The following is a 24,437-nucleotide window of genomic DNA, read 5'->3' on the forward strand; positions in this document are numbered from 1 at the left end:
CTTTGAAATGTTGTGGTGCAGCGAGAATCCCGGCATCGATAATGCATGCGCTGTAGGCCCTGCCGAAATTTCTGACAGTTTGTCAACGTCGGGCACGTCTGTGCGTTTACCGCACAGGCATGGACGGCGACCGTCGTCCGGGCTATTTAAACTGAAGCGATCCTTCGCAGGCTATCTCGAGAGAATAGGCCCGCGCCGGCGTGTCCGGCCCGACTGCCCTGGCGAGCAAGCGAGTCGCTTTTACCAAACGCAGTACTTTTGCCGGTTTTTTACGAGGAGTTCTTCATATGCGAATCGCTCAAATCGCTCCGTTGCACGAGGCGGTTCCTCCCAAGCTGTACGGTGGTACGGAACGTGTGGTGTCTTATCTGACCGAAGCGCTGGTCGAGCAGGGCCACGACGTCACGCTCTTTGCGAGCGGCGATTCGCAAACCTCGGCAAAGCTCGAAGCGTTCTGGCCGCAAGCACTGCGCCTCGACCCGACCATCCGCGACGTGATGGCGCCGCACATGCTGCTGCTCGAAGAAGTACGCCGCCGCGCGGAAGAATTCGATGTGCTGCATTTCCACATCGACTACTACCCGTTCTCGCTGTTCGCGCGCCAGCCGGTGCCGTTCGTGACCACGCTGCACGGCCGTCTCGATCTGCCGGAACTTCAGCCGATCTTCAACACGTTCAATGACGTGCCGGTCGTCTCGATCTCGGACAACCAGCGCATTCCGCTGCCGCAGGCAAACTGGCTGCAAACCGTCTATCACGGTCTGCCGGAAAACGTGCTCACGCCGATCAAGAACGTCGAGCCCGGCTACCTCGCATTCCTCGGCCGCGTTTCGCCGGAGAAGGGTCTCGACCGTGCGATCCGCATCGCCGGCCAGGCGGGCATGAAGCTCAAGGTCGCGGCCAAGATCGACAAGGCCGATCGTGCCTATTACGAAGAAGTGATCAAGCCGCTGATGGCGCTCCCGCACGTCGAATACATCGGCGAAATCGGCGAAGCCGAAAAGCGTGAGTTCCTCGGCAACGCGCATGCACTGGTGTTCCCGATCGACTGGCCGGAGCCCTTCGGTCTCGTGATGATCGAAGCAATGGCTTGCGGTACGCCGGTGATCGCGTTTAACCGCGGTTCGGTGCCGGAAGTGATCGACAACGGCGTGTCGGGCTTCGTGGTCGAAGACGAAATCAGCGCGGTCGCGGCGGTCAAGCGTCTGCACACGCTGTCGCGCGAAACGGTGCGCAAGTCGTTCGAAGCGCGTTTCTCGTCGAAGGTGATGGCGCAGAACTACGTCGCGACGTACGAAGAACTGCTGCGTCGCAAGCACCGCACGGTGCTGCGCGAAGTCAACGCAAACTAAAACGCTAGACCGGAAGCTGCCGGTCGAAGCAAACCGGTTCGGCGGATCAAGCGTGTTACAGCGCTTCGCCGGCCACCCGCAACGCCCCGCGTGCCACGCGCTCGCGGGGCGTTGTTGCATGCGCGCCGCGTTTTTTCGCGTTTCGCGATGCAAAGCGGGTGTTTCGCGACCGCCGCAGCAGCCGCCTTTCGTAATATCCCTATAATGGCCGTGCCGCAAATTTGGCTGCGGCGCCGCCGACGACAGGAGGATGCCTTGGCGAGAACGAAAGAGACGCGAGCGAATGCCGCGCCCGGCGCCGGAACGATTTTCGCGCTGCGCGCCATCGGTCTCGTGCTTCTCGCCCGCTGGCTGTTTTCCATGTCGGCGATGGATCTGACGACGTCGCTATCGGCGATGGCGTCCTCGCCGTGGGCGTGCGTCAACCTCGTCTTCCTGTTCCTGCTGATCTTCTTGCCGGGCGCGCGCGCCGTGGCCGAGCGTCCGTTCCATCCGCTGCCGCAATGGCTGCGGCAAGCGCTGCGTCTCTTTGCGTTCCTCGGGTTTCTGTTTGCGGTCTGGGTAGTCAGCGCGTTTGCGATGAGCGCCGGCTGGCGCCGCGCCGCGCAAACCGTGGCCGCGACCAACGGCTGGCTGCTGGTCGCACCGGCGCTCTACGCGGCGGTTCTGTGGATCTGCCGGCCGCGGCCGCTCTGGCGCACCAACATCGCCGCGCGACGCTTTGCGATCGGACGCTATGCGGTGTCTCTTGACCCGCTGACACGCACGGTGAGCGTATGGGCCGAGCGTCGCAAGGTGGGGCAGTACGACGCGCGCGAGCTCTCGGTGCGCTGGGCCGACGGTGCGGGCACGCGGTCTGCGGCGCCGCCCACGCCGGTGATCGCGCTGCATGCCGCAGGCGATGCGGTGACGCAGTCTGCGCCGCGCGCGAGCGGCGCGCCGTCGCTTGCGCGGGCCGCGTTTGGCCGTCGTCCGAAAATCGAATTGCTGTGGGATTCGCCTGCGGCCGCGGGTCACAACCGGCAGACCGTGTTTCGCGCCGCGTTGACGACCGAAGGCGATCGCGTCGCGGCACGCGCGCTCGACAGCACGTTGCGGCAAGTCTGAATGTAAAGCGCGCTGTGTGCCGTCGCTCACATGCCATGACGGACGAGCGCGTTGTAAAGTAAGCCGTGGTCGATAATGAAACCAGGACGCCGCCCGCGCTTGACGGCGGGCGAGCGATAACAACGATGTGCCGTGTCGTTAGCAGGAGTCGCTATGCTGGTTCGCTGGTTACTTGCCGCTCTTCATCTGCTTGCTTATGGCTTCGCGCTTGCGTCGATCCTGCGGCGCACGTGGTCGCTGCGCCGCGCGGCGGTGCCGGCCGCGCTGCGCTCCGTGTTCCGGGCCGACACGCGGTGGGGCCTGTCCGCGCTGGTGCTGATCGTGACGGGGCTGATGCGCGTTTTCGGTTCTTATGAGAAGGGCGCCGACTACTATCTCCACGAGCCGCTCTTTCACCTCAAGATGACGCTGCTCGTCATCATCATCCTGCTTGAAGTTCCGTCGATGCTCGCCTTGATGCGCTGGCGCGCGTCGATACGAAAGGGCGAGGCGCCGGACCTGCACAACGCACGCCGCTACGCACACCTGAGCGTGATTCAGACGGTCTTGCTCGTGCTGATGGTGTTCGCCGCGACCGGCATGGCGCGCGGCATCGGCTTGCCTGCGGGCGTGGTGTAAGCCGGCGGCGCGTCAACGGAATAGGCCTTGAATAAAGGCATTTCCGTGTGACGCGCGTCATCGTCGGCGTTCTTACTTGCCGACCAGCAGGCTCGAATCGTCAGTCGTCGAACTGCGCATGCGCGCCGTTTCCTGGCGGACGGGGACGGGCGGTTCGCTCAAGCCCTTGATCAACTCCAGCGCCTGCCGCTCGAAGAGCCGCCGGTACAGGCCGTTCTCGAGACCGATCAGCGTTTCGTGGCTGCCTTCTTCGATCACCTTGCCCTTGTCGAGCACGAGCAACCGGTCGAGTGCGCGCACGGTCGACAGGCGGTGCGCGACCACGAGCGTCGTGCGGCCGAGCATCAGCCGCTCCATCGCCTGCTGGATCAGCACTTCGCTTTCGCTGTCGAGGCTCGATGTCGCTTCGTCGAGAATCAGAATGCGGGCGTCGGCGAGAAACGCGCGCGCGATTGCCACACGCTGACGCTCGCCGCCCGACAGCTTGATGCCGCGCTCCCCGACCAGCGTGTCATAACCGCCGGGCAACGCGCTGATGAAGTCGTGCGCGTTCGCAAGCCGCGCGGCTCGCTCGATGTCGGCGCGGCTCGCGTCCGGACGCGCATAGGCGATGTTCTCCGCGAGCGAGCGATGAAACAGCACCGGCTCCTGCTGCACGATCGCAATCTGGCTGCGCAACGACGCCTGCCTGACCTGCGCGATGTCCTGACCGTCGATCGTGATGCGGCCTTCCGAAACGTCGTAAAGGCGCTGGATCAGCTTGATAAAGGTCGTCTTGCCCGAGCCCGAATGGCCGACAAGCCCGACGCGTTCTCCGGGCGCAATGCGCACGGAGAAGTCGCGGTACAGCGGCGTGGCGTTCGCCCCATAGTGGAAGGTGACGTGCTCGAAGCGGATCTCGCCTTTGCCGATCGCGATCGGACCGGCGCCCGGCCGATCTTCGATACCGAGCGGCTGGCGCTCCAGCGACACGAGTTCTTCCATGTCGTTGACGGAGCGCTGCAAGTTGCGGATGTGCATGCCGACGTCGCGCAAATAGCCTTGCAGCATGAAGAACATCGTCAGCGCGAACGTGATGTCGCCGACGCTCGCCTCGCCGCGCAGCCACAGCACCAGCGCGGCGCCGAGGATAGCCGTCTGGATCGCCACCAGCATCGCGCCCTGCACGCCGCCGTTGATCGTGCCGCGGATCCACGTGCGCCGCGTGCGCTCGCGCCATTTGCCGATCACGCGCGCAAGCAGTACTTCCTCGCGCTCTTCCGCGCCGAAGGCCTTGACCACGCCGTTGCAACTCACCGCGTCCGCGAGCGCGCCGCCCATGCGCGTGTCCCACGCATTCGCGAGGCGCGCGGCGGGCGCGACATAGCCGAGCGACAGCGCGACCGTTACCGTGATGTAGATCAGCGAGCCGATGCCGACCACCGCGCCCATCATCGGCCAGCGCCAGCCGAGCAGCAGCGTCGCGCCCACCAGCATGATCAGCGACGGAAACAGCGCGATCAGCAACGTGTCGTTCAGCAGGTCGAGCGCCCACATGCCGCGCGTGATTTTGCGCACGGTGGAGCCCGCGAAGCTGTTCGCATGCCAGTCGGTCGAAAACCGCTGCACGCGATGAAACGCGTTGGCGGCGATCTCGCTCATCATCTTCAGCGTCAGCTTGATGATGTTGAAGTACATGCCTTGCCGCAGCAAGGTCGCGCCGAGGCCGAGCGCGCCGAGCACGCAAAACGCCGTGACCGCCGCGTGCCAGGCGCTGCCGCGCGCGGCCGGGCCCGACGCGATGGCGTCGACGAGGTGGCCGGCGAACATCGGCGTCAGCACGTCCGCCACCGCTGAGAGCATGACGAGCGCCGCAATGACGACGATGCGCCACGGCTGTTTCGCCCAGTGAATGAAGGTGAAGCCGAGGACATCCTTAAAGGCTTGTCCGCGAAAGTCGAGTTTTTTTCCGGTCATTTTTCGACAACCCCGGCGCGCATGGCGCAACGGGGTTCCAGTCAAAAGCAGGATGAAGAGATAGTCGAAGCACGCGGTTAAACCGCAATGAAGCTGCGGCAATGAAACTGCGGGCAATAAGCCTGCGGAGCGAGCGGTGGACTATCTGGAATTGCGCGGCGCGCCTGCTTCGGCGGCACCGCGGATGGCGACAGGTCAGTGACCCGTCAGCGGCGACTCAGGAAACAACTGAGAGGCAAACGCGAGCGCCGCGGGACCATGTCAGGGACGGCCATATGCACTGCAAACATGTGACGCCTCCCTGTGGTCAATGAGGTGGAGAAAGTAGACGGGGCGAATGCCCGAACACCGACTATATCAGCGCTGTTTTGCCGTCGCAATCGACGAGGTTTCGGTGTTGACGGCACGGCCGATTACGGAGCCGCAAAACCGGATGCCAATACAACCACAAGACAGCGCGCCAAAACGGAAAAGGGCTCACGCATTTCTACGTGAGCCCTTTGTCTTCGGTGATCGACGCACCAAGAATCTGGTGGGTAGTACTGGGATCGAACCAGTGACCCCTGCCGTGTGAAGGCAGTGCTCTACCGCTGAGCTAACCACCCGAAGAGATCGAAATTATGTCAGGGATTTTTGGCTTCGTCCAGCACTTTTTAAGCGGCTTGCTCATCGGACACGGCCGACACGGCCGCAGGTTCGAGACGCCATACGCTCGTGCCTTTGATCGCCTTGTCGAGGCCGTCGAGGACTTCCTGATGCGCGGCGAGCTCGTCGTCGCTGGCCGCGATCACCACGAGATCCAGCGATTCGATCGCCACGCGCGGCGCATGCGCTTCGCCGCCGGCGTGCGATTCGCCGAGCATGTCGATGACGAGGCTTTCCTGGCCGCGCGTCATCGCAAGATAAACCTCGGCGAGCAGTTCCGAGTCGAGCAGCGCGCCGTGCAGCGTGCGGTGCGCGTTACTGATGCCGAAGCGATCGCAGAGCGCGTCCAGTGAATTGCGCTTACCGGGGAACATCTGCTTGGCGCGCGCGAGCGTGTCGATGATCTCGCCGCAATACGTGCTCACGGGCGGCAGGCCGAGCAACGCGAATTCCGCATCGAGAAAGCCGATGTCGAACGGCGCGTTGTGAATGATCAGGTCCGCGCCTTGGATAAAGTCGCGAATCTGGTCGGCGATGTCGGCGAACTTCGGCTTGTCGCTGAGGAATTCGGTGGTCAGGCCGTGGACCGCCAACGCGCCGGGATCGCTGTCGCGTTCAGGATTGATATAGAAGTGCAGGTTGTTGCCGGTGAGCCGCCGGTTCACCAGTTCGACGCAGCCCAGCTCGAGGATGCGGTCGCCGGTGCGGGCGTTCAGGCCCGTCGTTTCGGTATCGAGGATCAGTTGACGCATATCGGTTTTAGCTTTGCCTCAGAAGTTGCAGCCGCAAACAAGCAGCAAAAGAACGCACTGGCCGGCGGCTTGGCGTCATAGTTCCGCGAGCGACGCGACGCCGCGGTTGGCGAGCTGATCGGCGCGCTCGTTCTCCGGGTGGCCGTTATGGCCGCGCACCCAGCGCCATTCGATTTCGTGCTGCGCGACGAGCGCGTCGAGCCGCTTCCACAAATCCGCGTTCTTGACCGGCTGCTTCGCTGCCGTGACCCAGCCTTTCTTTTTCCAGCCGTGAATCCACTCGCTGATGCCTTTCTGCACGTACTGCGAATCGGTGTGCACGACGGCCTTGCATGGACGCTTGAGCGCTTCGAGCGCGGAAATCACGCCCATCAGTTCCATGCGGTTGTTGGTCGTATTCGCTTCGCCGCCAAACAGCTCTTTTTCCTGATCGCCGAAGCGCAAAAGCGCGCCCCAGCCGCCGGGGCCGGGGTTGCCCTTGCAGGCGCCGTCCGTATAAATGTCGATGATATTCGCTGTCATTGAGTGTGGTTGCGTGTATTCGGTGTGGCGGCGGGCGCGAGGCCCGCGGCGAGGACGGGTTTTTTCACTTTCAGCGGTCCGACGAGACGCATGCCGCGCACGCGCTTGATCGCCTTGATCATGTAGGTCGCGCCGAAAATCGGCCACCAGCGGTCGCCGGCGGCTTCCATGAAGCCGTAGCGGGAGAGCCACTGGTCGCTGTCGAGCGGCGGACGATAGCAGCCGAAGCGCCCGCGTTCAAGGTCGAAACCAAGCAGCTTGATCCAGTCCTTAAGACGCGTGAAGGCGATCAGATCGACGGCGGCGGGCACGAACGGCCGGCCGGTCATCTTGCCGACCGATTGCCGCGCGCCCCAGAGCGACAACGAGTTGAAGCCGAGAATGATCAGTTGGCCTTCCGGCATCAGCACGCGTTCGGCTTCGCGCAGCAGGCGGTGCGGGTCGCTCGTAAATTCGAGCGTGTGCGGCATCACGATCAGGTCGACGCTCTGCGCCTCGAACGGCAGATCGAGCAGATCGCACCAGACGGCACTGCGCCCCGTTGGCGAAGGCAGCGGCGCAAACGCGCCGCGCGCCGGGCCGTGCGTCGCCCCGTGCGTCGGGTTGCCCGCTCCGTTGCCGGCGTGCGCGTCCGCGCGCGGAAAGCTGTAGGGCGCGCTCGCGCCGCTGGCGGCATCCAGCACCAGTCCGCGGCAAGGCATGCGATTTTCGCGCAAGGCGTCGAGCTGCGGCAGGCCGAGTTGCAGCGCGTGGTAGCCGAACACGTCCGACACCACACGGTCGAGCTGGGTCTGTTCCCACTCGAGCACGTAGCGGCCAGGCGGCGAATCCGTCCAGGCGGGCCAGTCTATAATCGCTCGGTCAGTCATATCAAAGAATGCGTCGCCTATGAATGCGCTCGAGTACGTACCGGTCCCGGCGTTTGAAGACAATTACATCTGGGTCGTTTCCGACGGACACCACGCGGTAGTCGTCGATCCGGGCGAGGCCGCCCCGGTTCGCGCCTATCTGGCCAAACGCGGGTGGCGGCTGAGCGCTATTTTACTCACGCACCATCATCAAGACCACGTCGGCGGGGTGGCCGATCTGCTGAATGGCCAGGACGTTCCCGTGTACGGGCCCGCCGGTGAAGCGATCGAGCGTGTCACGCAGCGTCTTAAAAATGGCGATCGGGTGACGATTGCCGCGCCTGCGCTCGAACTGAGCGTGCTGGACGTGCCAGGTCATACGAGCGGCCACATCGCCTATTTTCAGGCGGCAGATCCCGGCGGCACGCCTCACGTGTTTTGCGGCGATACGCTGTTCGCTTGCGGATGCGGCCGGCTGTTCGAAGGCACGCCGCAGCAGATGCTGGCGTCGCTCGACTCGCTCGCCGCGTTGCCCGGCGAAACGCAAGTGCACTGCGCGCACGAATATACGCTCTCCAACATCCGCTTCGCGCTCGCCTGCGAGCCGGGCAACGCCGACTTGCAAGCGTGGCGCGACCAGGCGGCCGACTTGCGAGCCCGCAATCTGCCGACGCTGCCCACCACGATCGCCCACGAACGCGCGGTGAATCCTTTCCTGCGGGCCGGCAATCCCGCCGTCCAGGCAGCCCTGCAAGAGCAGTTGCACGAGAAAGTATCGGACCGGCTGGCAGCGTTCACGCTGATGCGCGAATGGAAGAACCGCTTCCGGTGACCGGGTCGGCCCTGGGGTCTTCCTCAAGCGAAGAATCGGAAGAATTCGCCAAGCCTTAGATTTGCTTGATTTTTTCGTCAATTTCCAATTGACGTAGACGTTAGGGTTTCGTACTATCGGCTGCAAATTCCAGCCCTTGTGGAAGCCGAGACGTTCATGCGATTTATCTTTAGTGCGTTGCTGGTCCTGACGCTCGCCGCCTGCGCGAGCCAGGGACCAACGACGGTCAGCCCCACCACCGCAACAAATCCCGCCAGTCAGCAAGCCGTAGCAGACGCACTTCGCAAGACAGCCACCGCCAAGGAAACCATCAACGTCGACAAAGGCTCCGTCACGCAGTTGACGAGCGCGGACGCCGACTTGTGGGGCCGTATTCGCCGTGGTTTCCAGATGCCCGACCTGCAGACCGACCTGGTCGACATGCAGGTCAACTGGTATGCGCAGCGTCCCGATTACGTGCAGCGCATGACCGAGCGCTCGCAGAAGTACCTGTACCACATCGTCGAGGAACTCGAGGCGCGCCATATGCCGACCGAGCTCGCGCTGCTGCCGTTCATCGAATCGGCGTACAGCCCGCAGGCGTTGTCGGTGGCGAAGGCGGCCGGCATGTGGCAGTTCATGCCGGGCACCGGCCGCACCTACAACCTCAAGCAGAACATGTGGCAGGACGAGCGCCGCGACGTGCTGGCTTCGACCAGCGCCGCGCTCGACTATCTGTCGCGTCTGCATGACATGTTCGGCGACTGGCAGCTTGCGCTCGCCGCGTACAACTGGGGCGAGGGTAACGTGCAGCGCGCCATTGCGCGTAACGAAGCGGCGGGCTTGCCGACAGACTATCTAAGCCTGCGCATGCCCAACGAAACGCGCAACTATGTACCGAAGCTGCAGGCCGTCAAGAACATCGTGATGAACCCGCAGATGTACGGGCTCGCGCTGCCGTCCATTCCGAATCACCCGTATTTCGTGACCGTCACCACGTCGCACGATATCGACGTGGACATGGCCGCCAAGCTCGCCAATCTGCCGCTCGACGAATTCCGCTCGCTGAACCCGTCGTTCAGGAAGCCGGTCATTCTCGGCGCGACGCAGCCGCAAATCCTGCTGCCGTTCGACAATGCGAGCGCGTTCGAGCGCAATCTGAAAACGTATTCGGGTTCGCTGTCGTCGTGGACCACGTACACGGTCACCGAGCGTTCGGCGCCCGCGGCGATTGCGCAAAAAATCGGTGTCGACGCCGACACGCTGATGGAAGTGAACAAGATTCCTGTCGGCATGCGTCTTAAGCCGGGCTCCACGATTGTCGTGCCGCGCGGTTCGGACGACGACGAGGACATCAGCGCGGACGTAGCGGAAAGCGCCGTGCTCGCGATGGAGCCGGACGTCCCCGACACGCGCAAGATGCTGATCCGCGTGCGCCGCAATCAGTCGATGGCGGCTATCGCGCTGCGCTACGGCGTGTCCGTCGGCCAGTTGAAGGCGTGGAACCGGACGCATCGCGACAGCGTCTCACGCGGCCAGGTCGTCGTGCTGCACGTGCCGGTCGGCCGGGCGGTCCCGAGCGAACCGGGGCCGGAGCGCATCGCGACGGATGTCGAAGGTGGCGGCGTCCAGAAGATCGGCACGCGCGTCGGCGGCTCGAAGCGCGAAGCGCGCAGCGAGAGGACGAAAGGGCGCGGACATTCGGCGGCGGTGGTGAAGGTGTCCGAGCCGGTGGCGAAGGGCGGCAAGTCGAAAGCGTCCGCGGCGCCTGCCGGCAAGGTGACGAAGGTATCGGCTTCCACTTCCAGCAAGAGCAGCAAGAGCACGAAGAAGAGCAACTGATGCAGATTAATGCTGGTTGATGCGCCGATCGGGCTTCCGATCGACGCAGAGCCTGCCGCGCTCCGACATGAAATGAGTTTTCGACGCCGTCGCCCTGTGGTGACGGCGTTTTTCATTGTGCGCCGTCCGGCAACTGGTGCTTGCCTACCGGCCGGGGCGTGCCGCTGCCGTCGGGCGCCAGGCACGACGATGCGCGAATCTTTCCTCCGCGATTTCGATCCCGCCGCCGGGCGTCTTGACGCTATCCCGAAACGGCCGCCGCGCATAAGCCCGGCAACCGCGCGAGCCGCTCGCAGCAAGGCTTTGACCCGCCGGGCGAGCACCGCCACGCCCCCGCCCAGCCATCTCGGATTTGGAGAGAACGGCGGTTTCCGGCTATAATTCCAAGGTTTGAGCTTATCAACCCGCACCCTAGCGCCTACCTCTCCCATACCGTTCATCCGCCGCGCGCCACAGGCGTAGCAAGAAGGGCACGCACCTCGCCGATCCGTCCACACAATGGACCCATCGTGCGCCCCTTGCGACGTCAACGGCAGTACGCGAGCGAGTCTGCGCGCGCATCCCGTGATGCTGTTCGCTGCGGCTCGCAAACCGGATAGGCAGGTCGGCAACAGGGTGTTCCCCCAAGGAGTCTCCCGTGTTGCCGTCATTTTCTCCCGCTCTGCTCGCGCTCGCCGACGGCACGGTCTTTCGTGGTTATTCGATCGGCGCCCCTGGGCATACCATCGGCGAAGTCGTGTTCAACACGGCTATCACCGGCTATCAGGAAATCCTGACTGACCCGAGCTACGCGCGCCAGATCGTCACCCTCACGTATCCGCACATCGGCAATGTCGGCGTCAACGCCGAAGACGTCGAAGCGACGAAAGTCCATGCCGCCGGGCTGATCATTCGCGATCTGCCGGTCCTCGCGTCGAACTTCCGCATGGAGCGCACGCTCAGCCAGTATCTGCAGGACGAAGGCGTGGTCGCCATCGCCGGCCTCGACACCCGCAAGCTGACCCGCGTTCTGCGCGACAAGGGCGCGCAGAACGGCGCGATTCTCGCCGGTTCGGACGACGAAGCAAAGGCTATCGAACTCGCGCGCTCGTTCCCGGGCCTCTCGGGCATGGACCTCGCGAAGGTCGTGTCGACGAAGGAAACCTACGAGTGGACGCAAACCGAATGGCGTCTCGGCAGCGCCTACGGCAAGCAGAACGCGCCGAAGTACCGCGTCGTCGCGTTCGATTACGGCGTCAAGTACAACATCCTTCGCATGCTGGCGGAGCGCGGTTGCCACGTCACCGTGCTGCCGGCGCAAGCTACCGCGGCTGATGCGCTCGCGCTCAATCCGGACGGCATCTTCCTGTCGAACGGCCCCGGCGACCCGGAGCCGTGCGACTACGCGATCAAGGCAACCAAAGAGCTGATCGAGCGCGGCATTCCGACCTTCGGCATCTGCCTCGGCCATCAGATCATGGGCCTCGCGCTCGGCGCGAAAACCGTGAAGATGAAGACCGGTCACCACGGCGCGAATCATCCGGTGAAAGACCTGGAAGACGGCCGCGTGGTCATCACGTCGCAGAACCACGGTTTTGCTGTCGATGCGAACACGCTGCCCGCCAACGCCCGCGTCACGCATGTGTCGCTCTTCGACGGCACGCTGCAAGGCTTCGCGCTCTCCGACAAGCCGGCTTTCTGCTTCCAGGGTCACCCGGAAGCATCGCCGGGTCCGCACGACATCGCGTATCTGTTCGACCGCTTTACCGGATTGATGGACGCGAAGAAGGCCGGCAAGACCGCGGCGGCGTAAGAACGCACGCCGCGGCAAGCCCGGCGGCAAGCCCGGAATCAGGCAGCCAGAAGCAAAGCGCGCGCAACGCCCACGCGGCGCGCGCCGACGGAAAGAATTCAGGAATACATTAGCGAGAGCGTTATGCCCAAGCGGACAGACATCAAGAGCATTCTCATTATCGGCGCGGGTCCGATCATCATCGGCCAGGCGTGCGAGTTCGATTACTCGGGCGCGCAGGCATGCAAGGCGCTGCGTGAGGAAGGCTACAAGGTCATCCTCGTCAACAGCAATCCGGCGACGATCATGACCGACCCGAACACGGCCGACGTGACCTACATCGAGCCGATTACGTGGGAAGTGGTTGAGCGCATCATCGCGAAGGAGCGCCCGGACGCAATCTTGCCGACCATGGGCGGCCAGACCGCGCTGAACTGCGCGCTCGATCTCCACGCGCATGGCGTGCTCACGAAGTACAACGTCGAGCTGATCGGCGCGTCGCCGGAAGCCATCGACAAGGCGGAAGACCGCCAGAAATTCAAAGACGCGATGACGAAGATCGGCCTCGGTTCGGCCAAGTCGGGCACCGCGCATTCGATGGAAGAAGCGCTGTCGGTGCAAGCGGACATCGCGGCACAAACCGGCAGCGGCGGCTATCCGGTCGTGATCCGCCCGTCGTTCACGCTCGGCGGCTCGGGCGGCGGCATCGCGTACAACCGCGAAGAATTCGAAGAGATCTGCAAGCGCGGCCTCGATCTGTCGCCCACGCGCGAGCTGCTGATCGAAGAATCGCTGCTCGGCTGGAAAGAGTACGAGATGGAAGTGGTCCGCGACAAGAAGGACAACTGCATCATCGTCTGCTCGATCGAAAATCTGGACCCGATGGGCATCCACACCGGCGACTCGATCACCGTCGCGCCGGCGCAAACGCTCACCGACAAGGAATATCAGGTGCTGCGTAACGCGTCGCTCGCGGTGCTGCGCGAGATCGGCGTGGACACGGGCGGCTCGAACGTGCAGTTCTCGATCAATCCGAAAGACGGCCGGATGATCGTGATCGAAATGAACCCGCGCGTGTCGCGTTCGTCGGCATTGGCATCGAAGGCCACCGGCTTCCCGATCGCCAAGGTCGCGGCCAAGCTGGCAGTCGGCTACACGCTCGACGAGCTCAAGAACGAAATCACCGGCGGCCAGACGCCGGCTTCGTTCGAACCGACTATCGACTACGTCGTCACCAAGATTCCGCGCTTTGCGTTCGAGAAATTCCGCGAAGCCGATTCGCGCCTGACCACGCAGATGAAGTCGGTCGGCGAAGTCATGGCGATTGGCCGCACCTTCCAGGAGTCGTTCCAGAAGGCGCTGCGCGGTCTCGAAGTCGGCGTCGACGGTCTGGACGAAAAGACCACGAACCGCGACGAGATCATCCGCGAAATCGGCGAAGCCGGCCCGGACCGTATCTGGTACGTGGGCGACGCGTTCCGTATCGGCATGACGGCGCATGAAATTTTCGAAGAGACGTCTATCGACCCGTGGTTCCTCGCGCAGATCGAACAGGTCGTGCTGAAGGAAAAGGCGCTGGCCGGCCGCACGCTCGCGAGCCTTTCGAAGGAAGAGCTCAAGTATCTGAAGCAGAGCGGCTTCTCCGACCGGCGTCTCGCGAAGCTCGTCGGCGCGAAGCCCGCTGAAGTGCGCGCGCGCCGCATCGAGTTGAATGTGCGTCCGGTGTACAAGCGCGTCGACACGTGCGCGGCGGAGTTCGCGACGAAAACCGCGTACATGTACTCGACCTACGAGGAAGAGTGCGAAGCGAACCCGACGAACAACAAGAAGATCATGGTGCTGGGCGGCGGCCCGAACCGGATCGGCCAGGGCATCGAGTTCGACTACTGCTGCGTGCACGCCGCGCTCGCCATGCGCGAAGACGGCTACGAAACGATCATGGTCAACTGCAACCCTGAAACCGTTTCGACCGACTACGACACGTCCGATCGTCTGTACTTCGAATCGCTCACGCTCGAAGACGTGCTCGAAATCGTCGACAAGGAAAAGCCGGTCGGCGTGATCGTGCAATACGGCGGCCAGACGCCGCTGAAGCTCGCGCTCGACCTTGAAGCGAACGGAGTGCCGATCATCGGCACGTCGCCGGACATGATCGACGCCGCCGAAGACCGCGAGCGTTTCCAGAAGCTGCTGCAAGACCTCGGCCTGCGTCAGCCGCCGAATCGCACCGCGCGCGCCGAAGACGAAGCGCTGAAGCTCGCCGACGAAATCGGCTATCCGCTCGTCGTGCGTCCGTCGTACGTGCTGGGCGGCCGCGCGATGGAAATCGTCCACGAGCCGCGCGACCTCGAGCGCTACATGCGCGAGGCCGTGAAGGTATCGAACGATTCGCCGGTGCTGCTCGACCGCTTCCTGAACGACGCGATCGAATGCGACGTGGACTGCATTTCGGACGGCGAGGCGGTGTTCATCGGCGGCGTGATGGAGCACATCGAACAGGCGGGCGTGCACTCCGGCGACTCGGCTTGCTCGCTGCCGCCGTACTCGCTGTTGAAGGAAACCGTGGCTGAGCTCAAGCGCCAGACCGGCGCGATGGCGAAGGCGCTGAACGTGATCGGTCTGATGAACGTGCAGTTCGCGATTCAGCAAGTGCCGCAGGCGGACGGCTCGAAAGAAGACGTCATCTACGTGCTGGAAGTGAACCCGCGCGCCTCGCGCACGGTGCCGTACGTGTCGAAGGCGACCAGCCTGCCGCTCGCCAAGATCGCGGCGCGCGCAATGGTCGGCCAGAAGCTCGCGCAGCAAGGCGTGACGAAGGAAATCGAGCCGCCGTACTTCAGCGTGAAGGAAGCGGTGTTCCCGTTCGTCAAGTTCCCGGCAGTCGATCCGGTGCTCGGACCCGAAATGCGTTCGACCGGCGAAGTGATGGGCGTGGGCCGCACGTTCGGCGAAGCGCTCTTCAAGTCGCAGCTCGCGGCGGGCTCGCGTCTGCCGGAGTCGGGCACGGTGCTGCTGACGGTGATGGACGCCGACAAGCCGAAGGCCGTCGAAGTCGCGCGCATGCTGCACGAACTCGGTTATCCGATCGTCGCCACCAAGGGTACGGCAGCCGCGATCGAAGCGGCCGGCGTGCCGGTGAAGGTCGTCAACAAGGTGAAGGACGGCCGTCCGCACATCGTCGACATGATCAAGAACGGCGAGATCGCGCTGGTTTTCACGACCGTCGACGAAACGCGCGCGGCGATTGCCGATTCGCGTTCGATCCGCATGAGCGCGCAGGCCAACAAGGTCACGTACTACACGACGATGTCGGGCGCGCGCGCGGCGGTCGAAGGCTTGCGCTACCTGAAGGACCTGGAAGTCTATGATTTACAAGGTTTGCACGCTCGCCTAAACTAAGGCTTCGAATACCTGTCCAGGATGTAAGTGCCGCGGTTAAGCGGCGTTTCGCAGGTGCTGTGGTCCGGGTTTTCCTCCGGCCGCCGGCTCCCGCGAAATGCACTTAACCGCGGTGATTTTTTTTACGGCCGTTTTTTGTTCCAAAGCGCTCCCATCTGCCGCTTTAGCGCCAGATCCCAAAAAGGGCCGGGAGGGTTTGGAGCGGCCCGGCGTTTTTTCGAGAGTTGTTTATGAGCACTATTCCATTGACCAAGCGCGGCGCAGACATGCTGCGCGACGAATTGCAGCGGCTGAAATCGGTCGAGCGCCCCGCCGTGATCAACTCGATCGCGGAAGCGCGCGCGCAGGGCGATCTGTCCGAAAACGCGGAATACGATGCCGCAAAAGAGAAGCAGGGCTTTATCGAAGGCCGCATCGCCGAAATCGAATCGAAGCTGGCGGGCGCGCAGGTGATCGACCCGTCGCAGGTTGAGGCGGACGGCCGCGTGGTGTTCGGCGCGACCGTCGAACTGGAAGACCTGGACTCGGGCGCATCGGTCAAATATCAGATCGTCGGCGACGACGAAGCGGACATCGACCATGGCCTCATCTCCATCAGTTCCCCGATTGCGCGCGCGCTGATCGGCAAGTCCGAAGGCGATGTCGCGTCCGTGCAGGCGCCAGGCGGCGTGCGCGAGTACGAAATCATCGCGGTCAGCTACGTTTGAAGGCGACTCCGGTGTCACTGATGCCGCATCGAATCTTTCGTCTGCTGACGGTCGTGTGGGTCGGCAGTCTGCTCACTATCGGCTATGCAGTCGCGCCGGTGCTGTTCACGTCGCTCGACCGGTCGACGGCGGGCGCGGTGGCGGCGCAACTGTTTCGCATCGAAGGTGTGCTTGGCGCGGTCTGCGGCATTTTGCTGCTCGGTCTCGCCAACGTGGTGATCCGGCGCGGCGGCAACGCATACCGGCGCTTGCGCTGGCTGGTGGCCGGCATGCTGGTCTGTGTGCTGGTCGGTTATTTTGCGTTGCAGCCCTTCATGAACGCGATGCGCGTGGCCGCGCTGGAAGCCGGCACGGACATCGCGCATTCCGCCTATGCGGCGCGCTTCGGCATGCTGCACGGCGTCTCGAGCGTGTTCTACCTGATCGAAAGCCTGCTGGGCATTGTGCTCGTGTGGAAATTGCCCGTGGGCACGGGAGCCGGCGCCGCGCAGCAGGGCGCTCGCGACGATGTGTCCGGAAAAGTGGCGGGCTAGGGAATGCTGGCGGTTGCGGCAGGCGCCGCACGCAACGCAGGCAAGGTGCAGCTCGCGCCGCACCGTTAATCCGCCTGCTTGTTTCAATCGATTATTTCGACTGATGCGCGCGCTTCGCGCTGGTTTGCCGCTTCTTCGCGCGCTTGATGTTGCCGCCTTGCGTGACGCGCTCGTTGCCGCGCACCAGCACGGCTTTCGCCTTCGGCTTGCGCATGGGCACTTCGCTCGGCTTCACGACCTTGACGACGCGCGGCGCACGGCCCTTGCCGGGGTTGGCTTCGACAGCGGCTTCGCGGGCGCTCGGCAGTGCGCCGCGTTTGCCTTTTACTGCGGGTTGCGCGGCGGCTTCGGGCTTCCAGATGACCAGCAGCTTGCCGATATGCTGGATCGGCGCGGCGTTCAGCTTGTCGCAGATCTGTTCGTAGATCGCGATGCGCTCTTCGCGTTCGTCGCCGAACACGCGGATCTTGATCAGCTGATGAGCGGCGAGGTGAACCTTGATCTCGGCGAGCACGGCGTCGGTCAAACCTTCGGCGCCGACGAGCACGACCGGTTTGAGCGCATGTGCCTGGGAGCGCAACTCGGCGCGTTGGTCGGAAGAGACTTTGAGGGCGGGCATGTGAAGTGGGAGACTCGACTAAAATGGCGGCACCTGCGCTCCCCAGTCCGTCTTTCGGCGAATTGGAGCGGAACACGATTGGGACACTGCGGCAGGCGGCGCGTCAGGACAACAGAATCGCGGATAACTGCCAGTTTTCTGGCGGGAGCCGCGCGAATTAACCGCGTATTATCCGCTAAAGCGTGACATGACGCAGCAAGAGTTCAACGTTTAATGGCAAAAAACAAGTTTAATACGGCGTGGCTGCACGACCACATCAATGATCCCTACGTGAAAATGGCGCAGCGGGAAGGCTATCGCGCCCGCGCCGCCTACAAGCTGAAGGAAATCGATGAGCAGGACAAGCTGATCCGGCCGGGGCAGGTCATCGTCGATCTCGGCTCGACGCCGGGCAGCTGGAGCCAGTACGCGCGCAACAAGCTGGCAAAGGGGTCGCAGCGCGACGCGGAGCGTCAGGGCGGGATCGACGGCACGATCATCGCGCTCGACCTTCTGCCGATGGAACCCGTCGCCGACGTCCACTTCATTCAGGGCGACTTCCGCGAGGAAGCCGTGCTCGGCCAACTGGAAGAATTAGTCGGAGAGCGGCAAGTCGATCTTGTAATTTCGGATATGGCGCCCAACCTGTCGGGAGTGGCATTGGCGGATGCGGCGCGAATCGAGCATTTGTGCGATCTCGCGCTGGAATTTTCGCAAAATCACCTGAAACCGGATGGTGCCCTTTTAGTCAAATGCTTTCACGGCAGCGGTTACAGCCAGATTGTCGAAAAGTTCAAGCGCCAGTTCAAGGTGGTGGCTGCCCGCAAGCCCAAGGCTTCGCGGGACAAGTCGTCGGAAACGTTTATTTTGGGTAAGCATCTGAAAAGGCCCGCGTAGGGCGCCGCGTAGTCCCCGCCATGCTATTTCTGTGGTAGCGAAACCTTATGGCAGGGGTCTGCGGACTGGATTAGAATGCTTTCGTGGTGCCGCAAGGCAAATGTAGGCGCCCGTCTAAGTGAAGGAGTGGTGCTTTGAACAACAATATGTTTTCGAAGGCAGCAGTGTGGCTGGTTATCGCACTGGTGCTATTTACGGTGTTCAAGCAGTTCGACAAGCCCCGTGTCCAGGAAGGCGTTTCCTATTCGCAGTTCATGGACGACGCGAAGAACGGCAAAGTCAAGAACGTCATTGTCCAGGGGCGGAACCTCACGGTCACTCCAGCAGACGGCCAGAAGTACCAGATCGTCTCGCCGGGCGACATCTGGATGGTCGGCGATCTGATGAAGTACGGCGTTCAGGTAAGCGGCAAGGCTGACGACGAACCCAATGCGCTGGTTTCCGCGCTGTATTACCTCGGGCCGACGATCCTCATTATCGGTTTCTGGTTCTACATGATGCGACAGATGCAGGGAGGCGGGAAAGGCGGCGCCTTCTCGTTCGGCAAGTCGCGCGCGCGTCTGATCGACGAAAACAACAACGCAATCAATTTCACCGACGTCGCCGGTTGCGACGAAGCGAAGGAAGAAGTCTCCGAACTGGTCGATTTCCTGCGCGACCCGCAGAAGTTTCAGAAGCTCGGTGGCCGTATTCCGCGTGGCGTGCTGCTCGTCGGCCCACCGGGAACGGGTAAGACGCTGCTTGCTCGCGCCATCGCGGGCGAAGCGAAAGTGCCGTTCTTCAGCATCTCGGGTTCGGACTTCGTCGAAATGTTCGTCGGCGTCGGCGCGGCTCGTGTGCGCGACATGTTTGAGCAGGCGAAGAAGCACGCACCGTGCATCGTGTTCATCGACGAAATCGACGCGGTCGGCCGTCATCGCGGCGCCGGCATGGGCGGCGGTAACGACGAGCGCGAGCAGACGCTGAATCAGATGCTCGTCGAAATGGACGGCTTCGAGGCGAACTCCGGCGTCATCGTGATCGCCGCAACGAACCGTTCGGACGTGCTCGACAAGGCGCTGCTGCGTCCGGGCCGTTTCGACCGCCAGGTGTACGTCGGTCTGCCGGATATTCGCGGCCGCGAACACATCATGAAGGTTCACCTGCGCAAGGTGCCGATTTCGAACGACGTCGACGCAGCGGTCATCGCGCGCGGCACGCCGGGCTTTTCGGGCGCCGATCTGGCGAACCTCGTGAACGAAGCGGCATTGTTCGCGGCACGCCGCGGCAAGCGCATCGTCGAAATGACGGATTTCGAAGACGCGAAGGACAAGATCTTCATGGGTCCGGAGCGCAAGTCGGCCGTAATCCGCGAAGAGTCGAAGCGCGCTACGGCGTATCACGAGTCGGGCCACGCAGTCATCGCGAAGCTGCTGCCGAAGGCCGATCCGGTGCACAAGGTCACGATCATTCCGCGTGGCCGCGCATTGGGCGTCACGTGGCAGTTGCCGGAGCACGACAACGAAACGTACTCGAAAGACTATCTGCTTGACCGTCTTGCGATTCTGTTCGGCGGCCGCGTTGCGGAAGAGTTGTTCCTGAACCTGATCAGCACGGGCGCGTCGGACGACTTCAACAAGGCCACGCAAACCGCGCGCGCCATGGTCGCTCGCTTCGGCATGACCGACGCGTTGGGACCGATGGTCTACGTGGACGACGAAAACGATGCCACGCCGTTCGGTCGCGGCTTCACGCGCACCATTTCGGAAGCCACGCAGCAGAAGGTCGACGCGGAAATTCGCCGCGTGCTGGACGAGCAGTACAACCTCGCGAAGCGCCTGCTGGACGAAAACCGCGACAAGGTCGAGGCAATGACCGCCGCGCTGATGGAGTGGGAAACGATCGACGCCGATCAGATCAACGACATCATGGCAGGACGTCCGCCGCGCTCGCCGAAGAGCTCGCCGCCGTCGGCAAGCGACGCGTCGTCGGGCGGCAGCCCCGGTACAGAAGTCAAGCCGGGTAGCGCGACCGCGCCGGCCTGATCGGCTGGCAGTAGAAAGTGCGGGCCGGTGTGTTTCACACCGGCCCGTTTTGCATTTATCCGCCTATTCGACTTCACGCTACGTGTCTACCGCCGCTTTCTCTCCTTCCACCATCCCCGAGCCGTTGCAGTGCGGGCGGTTCAAGCTGAGCTTCGAACGCCCGTTGGTCATGGGCATCCTGAACGTCACGCCCGATTCTTTCTCCGACGGCGGCCAGTACGCGATGCGCGCCGATGCGTTGCGCCAGGCGGAGCGCATGATGCTCGAAGGCGCGGACATCATCGACATTGGCGGCGAATCGACGCGCCCCGGCGCGCCGCCCGTGCCGCTCGACGAAGAACTCGAGCGCGTGATCCCGCTTATCGAGCAACTGCGTGGCGCCAACGTGCCGCTCTCGGTCGACACCTACAAGCCCGAAGTGATGCGGCATGCACTGAGCGCGGGCGCCGATCTGATCAACGACATCTGGGGCTTTCGCATGCCCAGTGCCGTGGATGCGGTGCGCGACAGCGACTGCGGCCTGTGCGTGATGCACATGCTGGGCGAGCCGCAGACCATGCAGCTCGGCGAGCCGGCTTACGGCGATGTCGTCGGCGAGGTCAGGCAGTTCCTCGAGGAACGCGTGGCGGTGCTTATGCAGGCGGGCATCGCGCGTGGCCGGATCAGCGTGGACCCCGGCTTTGGTTTCGGCAAGGCCGTGGTCGAGCACAATTACGCGCTGCTCGCGCGGCTCGCGGACACCGCGCCGCGGGCAGAGCCGCCGTATCCGATCCTCGCGGGCATGTCGCGCAAATCGATGATCGGCGCCGTCACGGGTCGCGCGGCGCCGGAGCGCGTCGCGGGCAGCATCGCCGCCGCGGTGTTGGCAGCGGAACGCGGCGCGGCAATCCTGCGCGTGCACGACGTCGCGCAAACAGTAGACGCATTGAAAGTCTGGGCAGCTCTGCGCGACGCGGCGAATGGCGCCGGCCCGCGCGGATGAGCCCAAAGCAAGGAGGAATATAAAAGATGGCACGTCGTTATTTCGGCACGGACGGTATTCGGGGCAAGGTCGGCGAAGGGCCTATTACGCCGGAATTTGTATTGCGGCTCGGCTATGCAGCGGGCAAGGTGCTCGTCGGCGCGGACCGCTGGGCGCGCACGGGCACGCGGCCCACGGTGCTGATCGGTAAGGACACGCGCGTGTCGGGCTACATGCTCGAGGCCGCGCTCGAGGCGGGTTTCTCGGCGGCGGGCGTCGATGTGATGCTGGCGGGCCCGATGCCGACGCCGGGCATCGCCTATCTGACGCGCGCGCTGCGGCTCGCGGCCGGCGTCGTGATCAGCGCGTCGCACAATCCGTATTACGACAACGGCATCAAGTTCTTTTCCGCCGACGGCAACAAGCTGCCGGACGACGTCGAATCGCAGATCGAAGAGCACCTCGAGTTGCCGCTCGCCTGCGCGGCGTCGGAACAGCTCGGCAAGGCGCGGCGTCTCGACGACGCAGCGGGCCGCTACATCGAGTTCTGCAAGAGCACGTTTCCGGCCGCGTTCGATCTGCGCGGGCTGAAGCTGGTGGTCGATTGCGCGCACGGCGCCGCGTATGACGTCGCGCCGCACGTGTTCCACGAGCTGGGCGCCGAGGTCATTCCAATCGGCGTCGCGCCGAACGGCTTCAATATCAACGACGGCGTCGGCGCGACCGCGCCCGATGCGCTGGTGCGCGCGGTGCGGGCGAATCACGCGGACCTCGGCATCGCGCTCGACGGCGACGCCGACCGTCTGCAGGTCGTCGACGCGGCAGGACGCCTCTACAACGGCGACGAACTGCTGTACGTGCTGGTGAAGGACCGCATCGCGACCGACGGCAAGGTGGAAGGCGCGGTCGGAACCTTGATGACCAATATGGCCGTCGAGGTCGCGTTGCAGGCGGCGGGCGTCAAGTTCGTGCGCGCGGCGGTCGGCGACCGCTACGTGCTCGAGCAGTTGCGCGAACACGGCTGGCAGCTCGGCGCGGAGGGGTCCGGCCACATTCTGTCGCTCGACCGCCATTCGACGGGCGACGGCATCGTCTCCGCGCTTCTCGTGCTTGCCGCAATGAAGCGCAGCGACAGCACGCTCGCCGAACTGCTCGACGGCGTCACGCTGTTCCCGCAGAAGCTGATCAATGTGCGCATGAAGCCGGACGCCGACTGGAAGGGCAGCGACGCTATCCGGCGCGCGATTGCGAGCGCGGAAGACGCGCTCAATGGCCGCGGGCGCGTGCTGATTCGCGCGTCGGGCACGGAGCCGGTGCTGCGCGTGATGGTCGAGGCGGAACACGTCGACGATGCGCTGCGGCACGCGGAAGCAATCGCGGCCGCGGTGAAGCAGGCGACGGCGTAAGCGGTCACTCACCTGCGAGCGTGGCGGCTGTGTGTCGCCCTGCTTGTCTGTAGGACCGTGGGCGTTTTCCGCCGCAGTTGCCTGACGGAACGCGCCCGCCAAACCGCATATCTGCCCTGGCTTAGGCGCGTCTGCGGATCTTTCTACTCATTCGCGGTCGCCGCGCTCGGCCGGCACGCGTGCATTCGCCCACTGGCGTACCCGGAAGCCCGCAGCCGCCACACCCGCCTCTTTGCCCCGGCGCAAGAGCGCCTTCCAGCCGGACCGTCCCGTCCTGGTCGCATCCGCAAACGTTCGCGCCCCATTTTTTTCGCCTAATCTCTACAAGGCACGGCCAAACCGCCACCAAGCCACCGATCTACCCGCGCAAACGCCTTTCACATTAGTAACCCCACTGTCACACGCGTTTCACGGTTAGTCACGTTACTGTCACAAAGAGACCCTAAGCTTCGCGGTGTTCAGTTATCCGCTCACACCGCTCACACCTTGGAGGTTTCGATGAAATTGATGCAAACCGTGTTCGCTGGCGTCGCTGGCGCGTTCTTCGCGATGGCCGCAAACGCAGCAGACATCACCGGCGCGGGCAGCACCTTCGCAGCACCGATCTACACGAAGTGGGCCGACGCCTATCAGAAGTCCGGCGGCGGCAAGGTTAACTACCAGGGCATCGGCTCGTCGGGCGGCGTGAAGCAGATCATCGCCAAGACGGTCGATTTCGCCGGTTCCGACGCTCCGCTGAAGGACGACGAACTCGCGAAAGACGGCCTGTTCCAGTTCCCGACGGTGGTGGGCGGCGTGGTGCCGGTCGTCAACGTGCCGGGCGTGAAGCCGGCTGAACTGGTGCTGTCGGGCGAAGTGCTGGGCGACATCTATCTGGGCAAGATCAAGAAGTGGAACGATCCGGCGATCGTTGCACTGAACCCGAAGGTCAAGCTGCCCGACACCGACATCGCCGTGGTGCGCCGCGCCGACGGTTCGGGCACGAGCTTCATCTGGACGAACTACCTGTCGAAGGTCAACACGGAATGGAAGTCGAAGGTCGGTGAAGGTTCGACGGTCAACTGGCCGACCGGCACGGGCGGCAAGGGCAACGACGGCGTCGCGGCTTTCGTGCAACGCCTGCCGGGCGCAATCGGTTACGTCGAATGGGCGTACGCGAAGCAGAACCACATGACCTACGTCGCGCTGAAGAATTCGACGGGCACGGTGGTCGAGCCGAAGACGGACACGTTCAAGGCAGCGGCAGCGGGCGCGGACTGGTCGAAGTCGTTCTACCAGATCCTCACGAACGAGCCGGGCAAGAACGCATGGCCGATCGTCGGCGCAACCTTCGTGCTGTTGCACACGACGCAGGAAAAGGCGCCGCAAGGCAGCGAAACGCTGAAGTTCTTCGACTGGGCGTTCAAGAACGGCACGCAGGCCGCGAACGATCTGGACTACATCTCGCTGCCGGAATCGGTCGTGTCGGAAATCAAGACGCAGTGGAAGTCGAAGGTGAAGGACGCTTCGGGCAAGCCGATCGCCGAGTAAGCACCGCCCCCGCAGTAATGGGCAACCGCTTCACGTAACACATTGGCCGTCCTCGCGTGAGGACGGCCAATGGCATTGACCGGCGCCGCTTTCATCGGCCGAACCTGGCGGGCGCCAGCGTCATCAGTGCATGTACGCACCACCTGCATCATCCGCCG

Annotated in this window: 19 protein-coding genes and 1 tRNA gene; 14 read left to right on the forward strand and 6 right to left on the reverse strand. The window is 63.6% G+C overall.

Annotated elements, in window-relative coordinates:
• The first annotated feature begins 287 nt into the window (after window positions 1–287).
• From AB6809_RS05595 to AB6809_RS05605, 3 genes are all read left to right on the forward strand, one after another.
• Window positions 288–1,352, forward strand: coding sequence for a glycosyltransferase family 4 protein (locus AB6809_RS05595; protein WP_006051968.1), 1,065 nt, complete (start codon window positions 288–290; stop codon window positions 1,350–1,352).
• 255 nt (window positions 1,353–1,607) lie between these two features.
• Window positions 1,608–2,459, forward strand: coding sequence for a hypothetical protein (locus AB6809_RS05600; protein WP_006051969.1), 852 nt, complete (start codon window positions 1,608–1,610; stop codon window positions 2,457–2,459).
• A 153-nt stretch (window positions 2,460–2,612) separates the two neighbouring features.
• Entirely contained in the window at window positions 2,613–3,077 is a 465-nt protein-coding gene (locus AB6809_RS05605) for a DUF2214 family protein (RefSeq protein WP_029967752.1), read from the forward strand.
• A gap of 72 nt (window positions 3,078–3,149) precedes the next feature.
• Here AB6809_RS05605 and AB6809_RS05610 read toward each other — a convergent pair whose 3' ends face one another.
• The 5 genes from AB6809_RS05610 to AB6809_RS05630 form a co-directional block, all read right to left on the reverse strand.
• Window positions 3,150–5,033 carry an ABC transporter ATP-binding protein gene (locus AB6809_RS05610; protein WP_006051971.1) on the reverse strand — a complete coding sequence of 628 codons (1,884 nt, stop codon included), beginning with the start codon at window positions 5,031–5,033 and terminating at the stop codon, window positions 3,150–3,152.
• A 530-nt stretch (window positions 5,034–5,563) separates the two neighbouring features.
• A tRNA-Val gene (locus AB6809_RS05615) sits at window positions 5,564–5,638 on the reverse strand.
• A 48-nt stretch (window positions 5,639–5,686) separates the two neighbouring features.
• Complete coding sequence (gene dnaQ / locus AB6809_RS05620; protein WP_029967750.1) at window positions 5,687–6,430, reverse strand: DNA polymerase III subunit epsilon; 744 nt, start codon at window positions 6,428–6,430, stop codon at window positions 5,687–5,689.
• Between the two features lie 75 nt (window positions 6,431–6,505).
• Entirely contained in the window at window positions 6,506–6,952 is a 447-nt protein-coding gene (gene rnhA / locus AB6809_RS05625; protein WP_006051973.1) for a ribonuclease HI, read from the reverse strand.
• The gene (locus tag AB6809_RS05630; RefSeq protein ID WP_006051974.1) at window positions 6,949–7,821 is read right to left on the reverse strand and encodes a class I SAM-dependent methyltransferase; all 873 of its coding nucleotides are present in this window, start codon (window positions 7,819–7,821) and stop codon (window positions 6,949–6,951) included. The genes rnhA and AB6809_RS05630 overlap by 4 nt, the downstream gene beginning before the upstream one ends.
• A gap of 19 nt (window positions 7,822–7,840) precedes the next feature.
• Here AB6809_RS05630 and gloB point away from each other — a divergent pair, with 19 nt between their 5' ends.
• The 6 genes from gloB (at window position 7,841) to AB6809_RS05660 (ending at window position 16,863) form a co-directional block, all read left to right on the forward strand.
• Complete coding sequence (gene gloB, locus AB6809_RS05635; RefSeq protein WP_029967747.1) at window positions 7,841–8,632, forward strand: hydroxyacylglutathione hydrolase; 792 nt, start codon at window positions 7,841–7,843, stop codon at window positions 8,630–8,632.
• A gap of 156 nt (window positions 8,633–8,788) precedes the next feature.
• A complete protein-coding gene (locus AB6809_RS05640) occupies window positions 8,789–10,453 on the forward strand; it encodes a transglycosylase SLT domain-containing protein (protein WP_006051976.1) in 1,665 nt (554 codons plus the stop codon).
• 637 nt (window positions 10,454–11,090) lie between these two features.
• Complete coding sequence (gene carA, locus AB6809_RS05645) at window positions 11,091–12,245, forward strand: glutamine-hydrolyzing carbamoyl-phosphate synthase small subunit (RefSeq protein ID WP_371026065.1); 1,155 nt, start codon at window positions 11,091–11,093, stop codon at window positions 12,243–12,245.
• A gap of 123 nt (window positions 12,246–12,368) precedes the next feature.
• On the forward strand, window positions 12,369–15,623 hold the full coding sequence (gene carB, locus AB6809_RS05650) for a carbamoyl-phosphate synthase large subunit (protein WP_029967743.1): 3,255 nt from the start codon (window positions 12,369–12,371) through the stop codon (window positions 15,621–15,623).
• A 230-nt stretch (window positions 15,624–15,853) separates the two neighbouring features.
• Window positions 15,854–16,330: a transcription elongation factor GreA gene (greA, locus tag AB6809_RS05655; RefSeq protein ID WP_013340018.1), complete on the forward strand. Its 477-nt coding sequence runs from the start codon at window positions 15,854–15,856 to the stop codon at window positions 16,328–16,330.
• A gap of 20 nt (window positions 16,331–16,350) precedes the next feature.
• The gene (locus AB6809_RS05660; RefSeq protein ID WP_029967739.1) at window positions 16,351–16,863 is read left to right on the forward strand and encodes a DUF4149 domain-containing protein; all 513 of its coding nucleotides are present in this window, start codon (window positions 16,351–16,353) and stop codon (window positions 16,861–16,863) included.
• A gap of 91 nt (window positions 16,864–16,954) precedes the next feature.
• Here AB6809_RS05660 and AB6809_RS05665 read toward each other — a convergent pair whose 3' ends face one another.
• Window positions 16,955–17,482 (reverse strand): YhbY family RNA-binding protein, encoded by a 528-nt coding sequence (locus AB6809_RS05665; protein ID WP_029967738.1) that lies wholly within the window; start codon window positions 17,480–17,482, stop codon window positions 16,955–16,957.
• Between the two features lie 213 nt (window positions 17,483–17,695).
• Between AB6809_RS05665 and AB6809_RS05670 the strand changes: the two genes are divergently transcribed.
• The 5 genes from AB6809_RS05670 to pstS all read left to right on the forward strand — a co-directional run bounded on the left by AB6809_RS05670 (window position 17,696) and on the right by pstS (window position 24,279).
• Window positions 17,696–18,358, forward strand: coding sequence for an RlmE family RNA methyltransferase (locus tag AB6809_RS05670; protein ID WP_006051982.1), 663 nt, complete (start codon window positions 17,696–17,698; stop codon window positions 18,356–18,358).
• 134 nt (window positions 18,359–18,492) lie between these two features.
• Window positions 18,493–20,382 (forward strand): ATP-dependent zinc metalloprotease FtsH, encoded by a 1,890-nt coding sequence (gene ftsH / locus AB6809_RS05675; protein WP_006051983.1) that lies wholly within the window; start codon window positions 18,493–18,495, stop codon window positions 20,380–20,382.
• A gap of 169 nt (window positions 20,383–20,551) precedes the next feature.
• A complete protein-coding gene (gene folP / locus AB6809_RS05680) occupies window positions 20,552–21,364 on the forward strand; it encodes a dihydropteroate synthase (RefSeq protein ID WP_029967736.1) in 813 nt (270 codons plus the stop codon).
• Window positions 21,365–21,390: 26 nt separating this feature from the next.
• On the forward strand, window positions 21,391–22,749 hold the full coding sequence (gene glmM, locus AB6809_RS05685; RefSeq protein ID WP_029967735.1) for a phosphoglucosamine mutase: 1,359 nt from the start codon (window positions 21,391–21,393) through the stop codon (window positions 22,747–22,749).
• Between the two features lie 498 nt (window positions 22,750–23,247).
• The gene (pstS, locus tag AB6809_RS05690) at window positions 23,248–24,279 is read left to right on the forward strand and encodes a phosphate ABC transporter substrate-binding protein PstS (RefSeq protein WP_006051986.1); all 1,032 of its coding nucleotides are present in this window, start codon (window positions 23,248–23,250) and stop codon (window positions 24,277–24,279) included.
• Window positions 24,280–24,437: the final 158 nt, after the last annotated feature.

The sequence above is a fragment of the Paraburkholderia sp. RCC_158 genome (genome assembly GCF_041355255.1).
Lineage (GTDB): Bacteria > Pseudomonadota > Gammaproteobacteria > Burkholderiales > Burkholderiaceae > Paraburkholderia > Paraburkholderia graminis.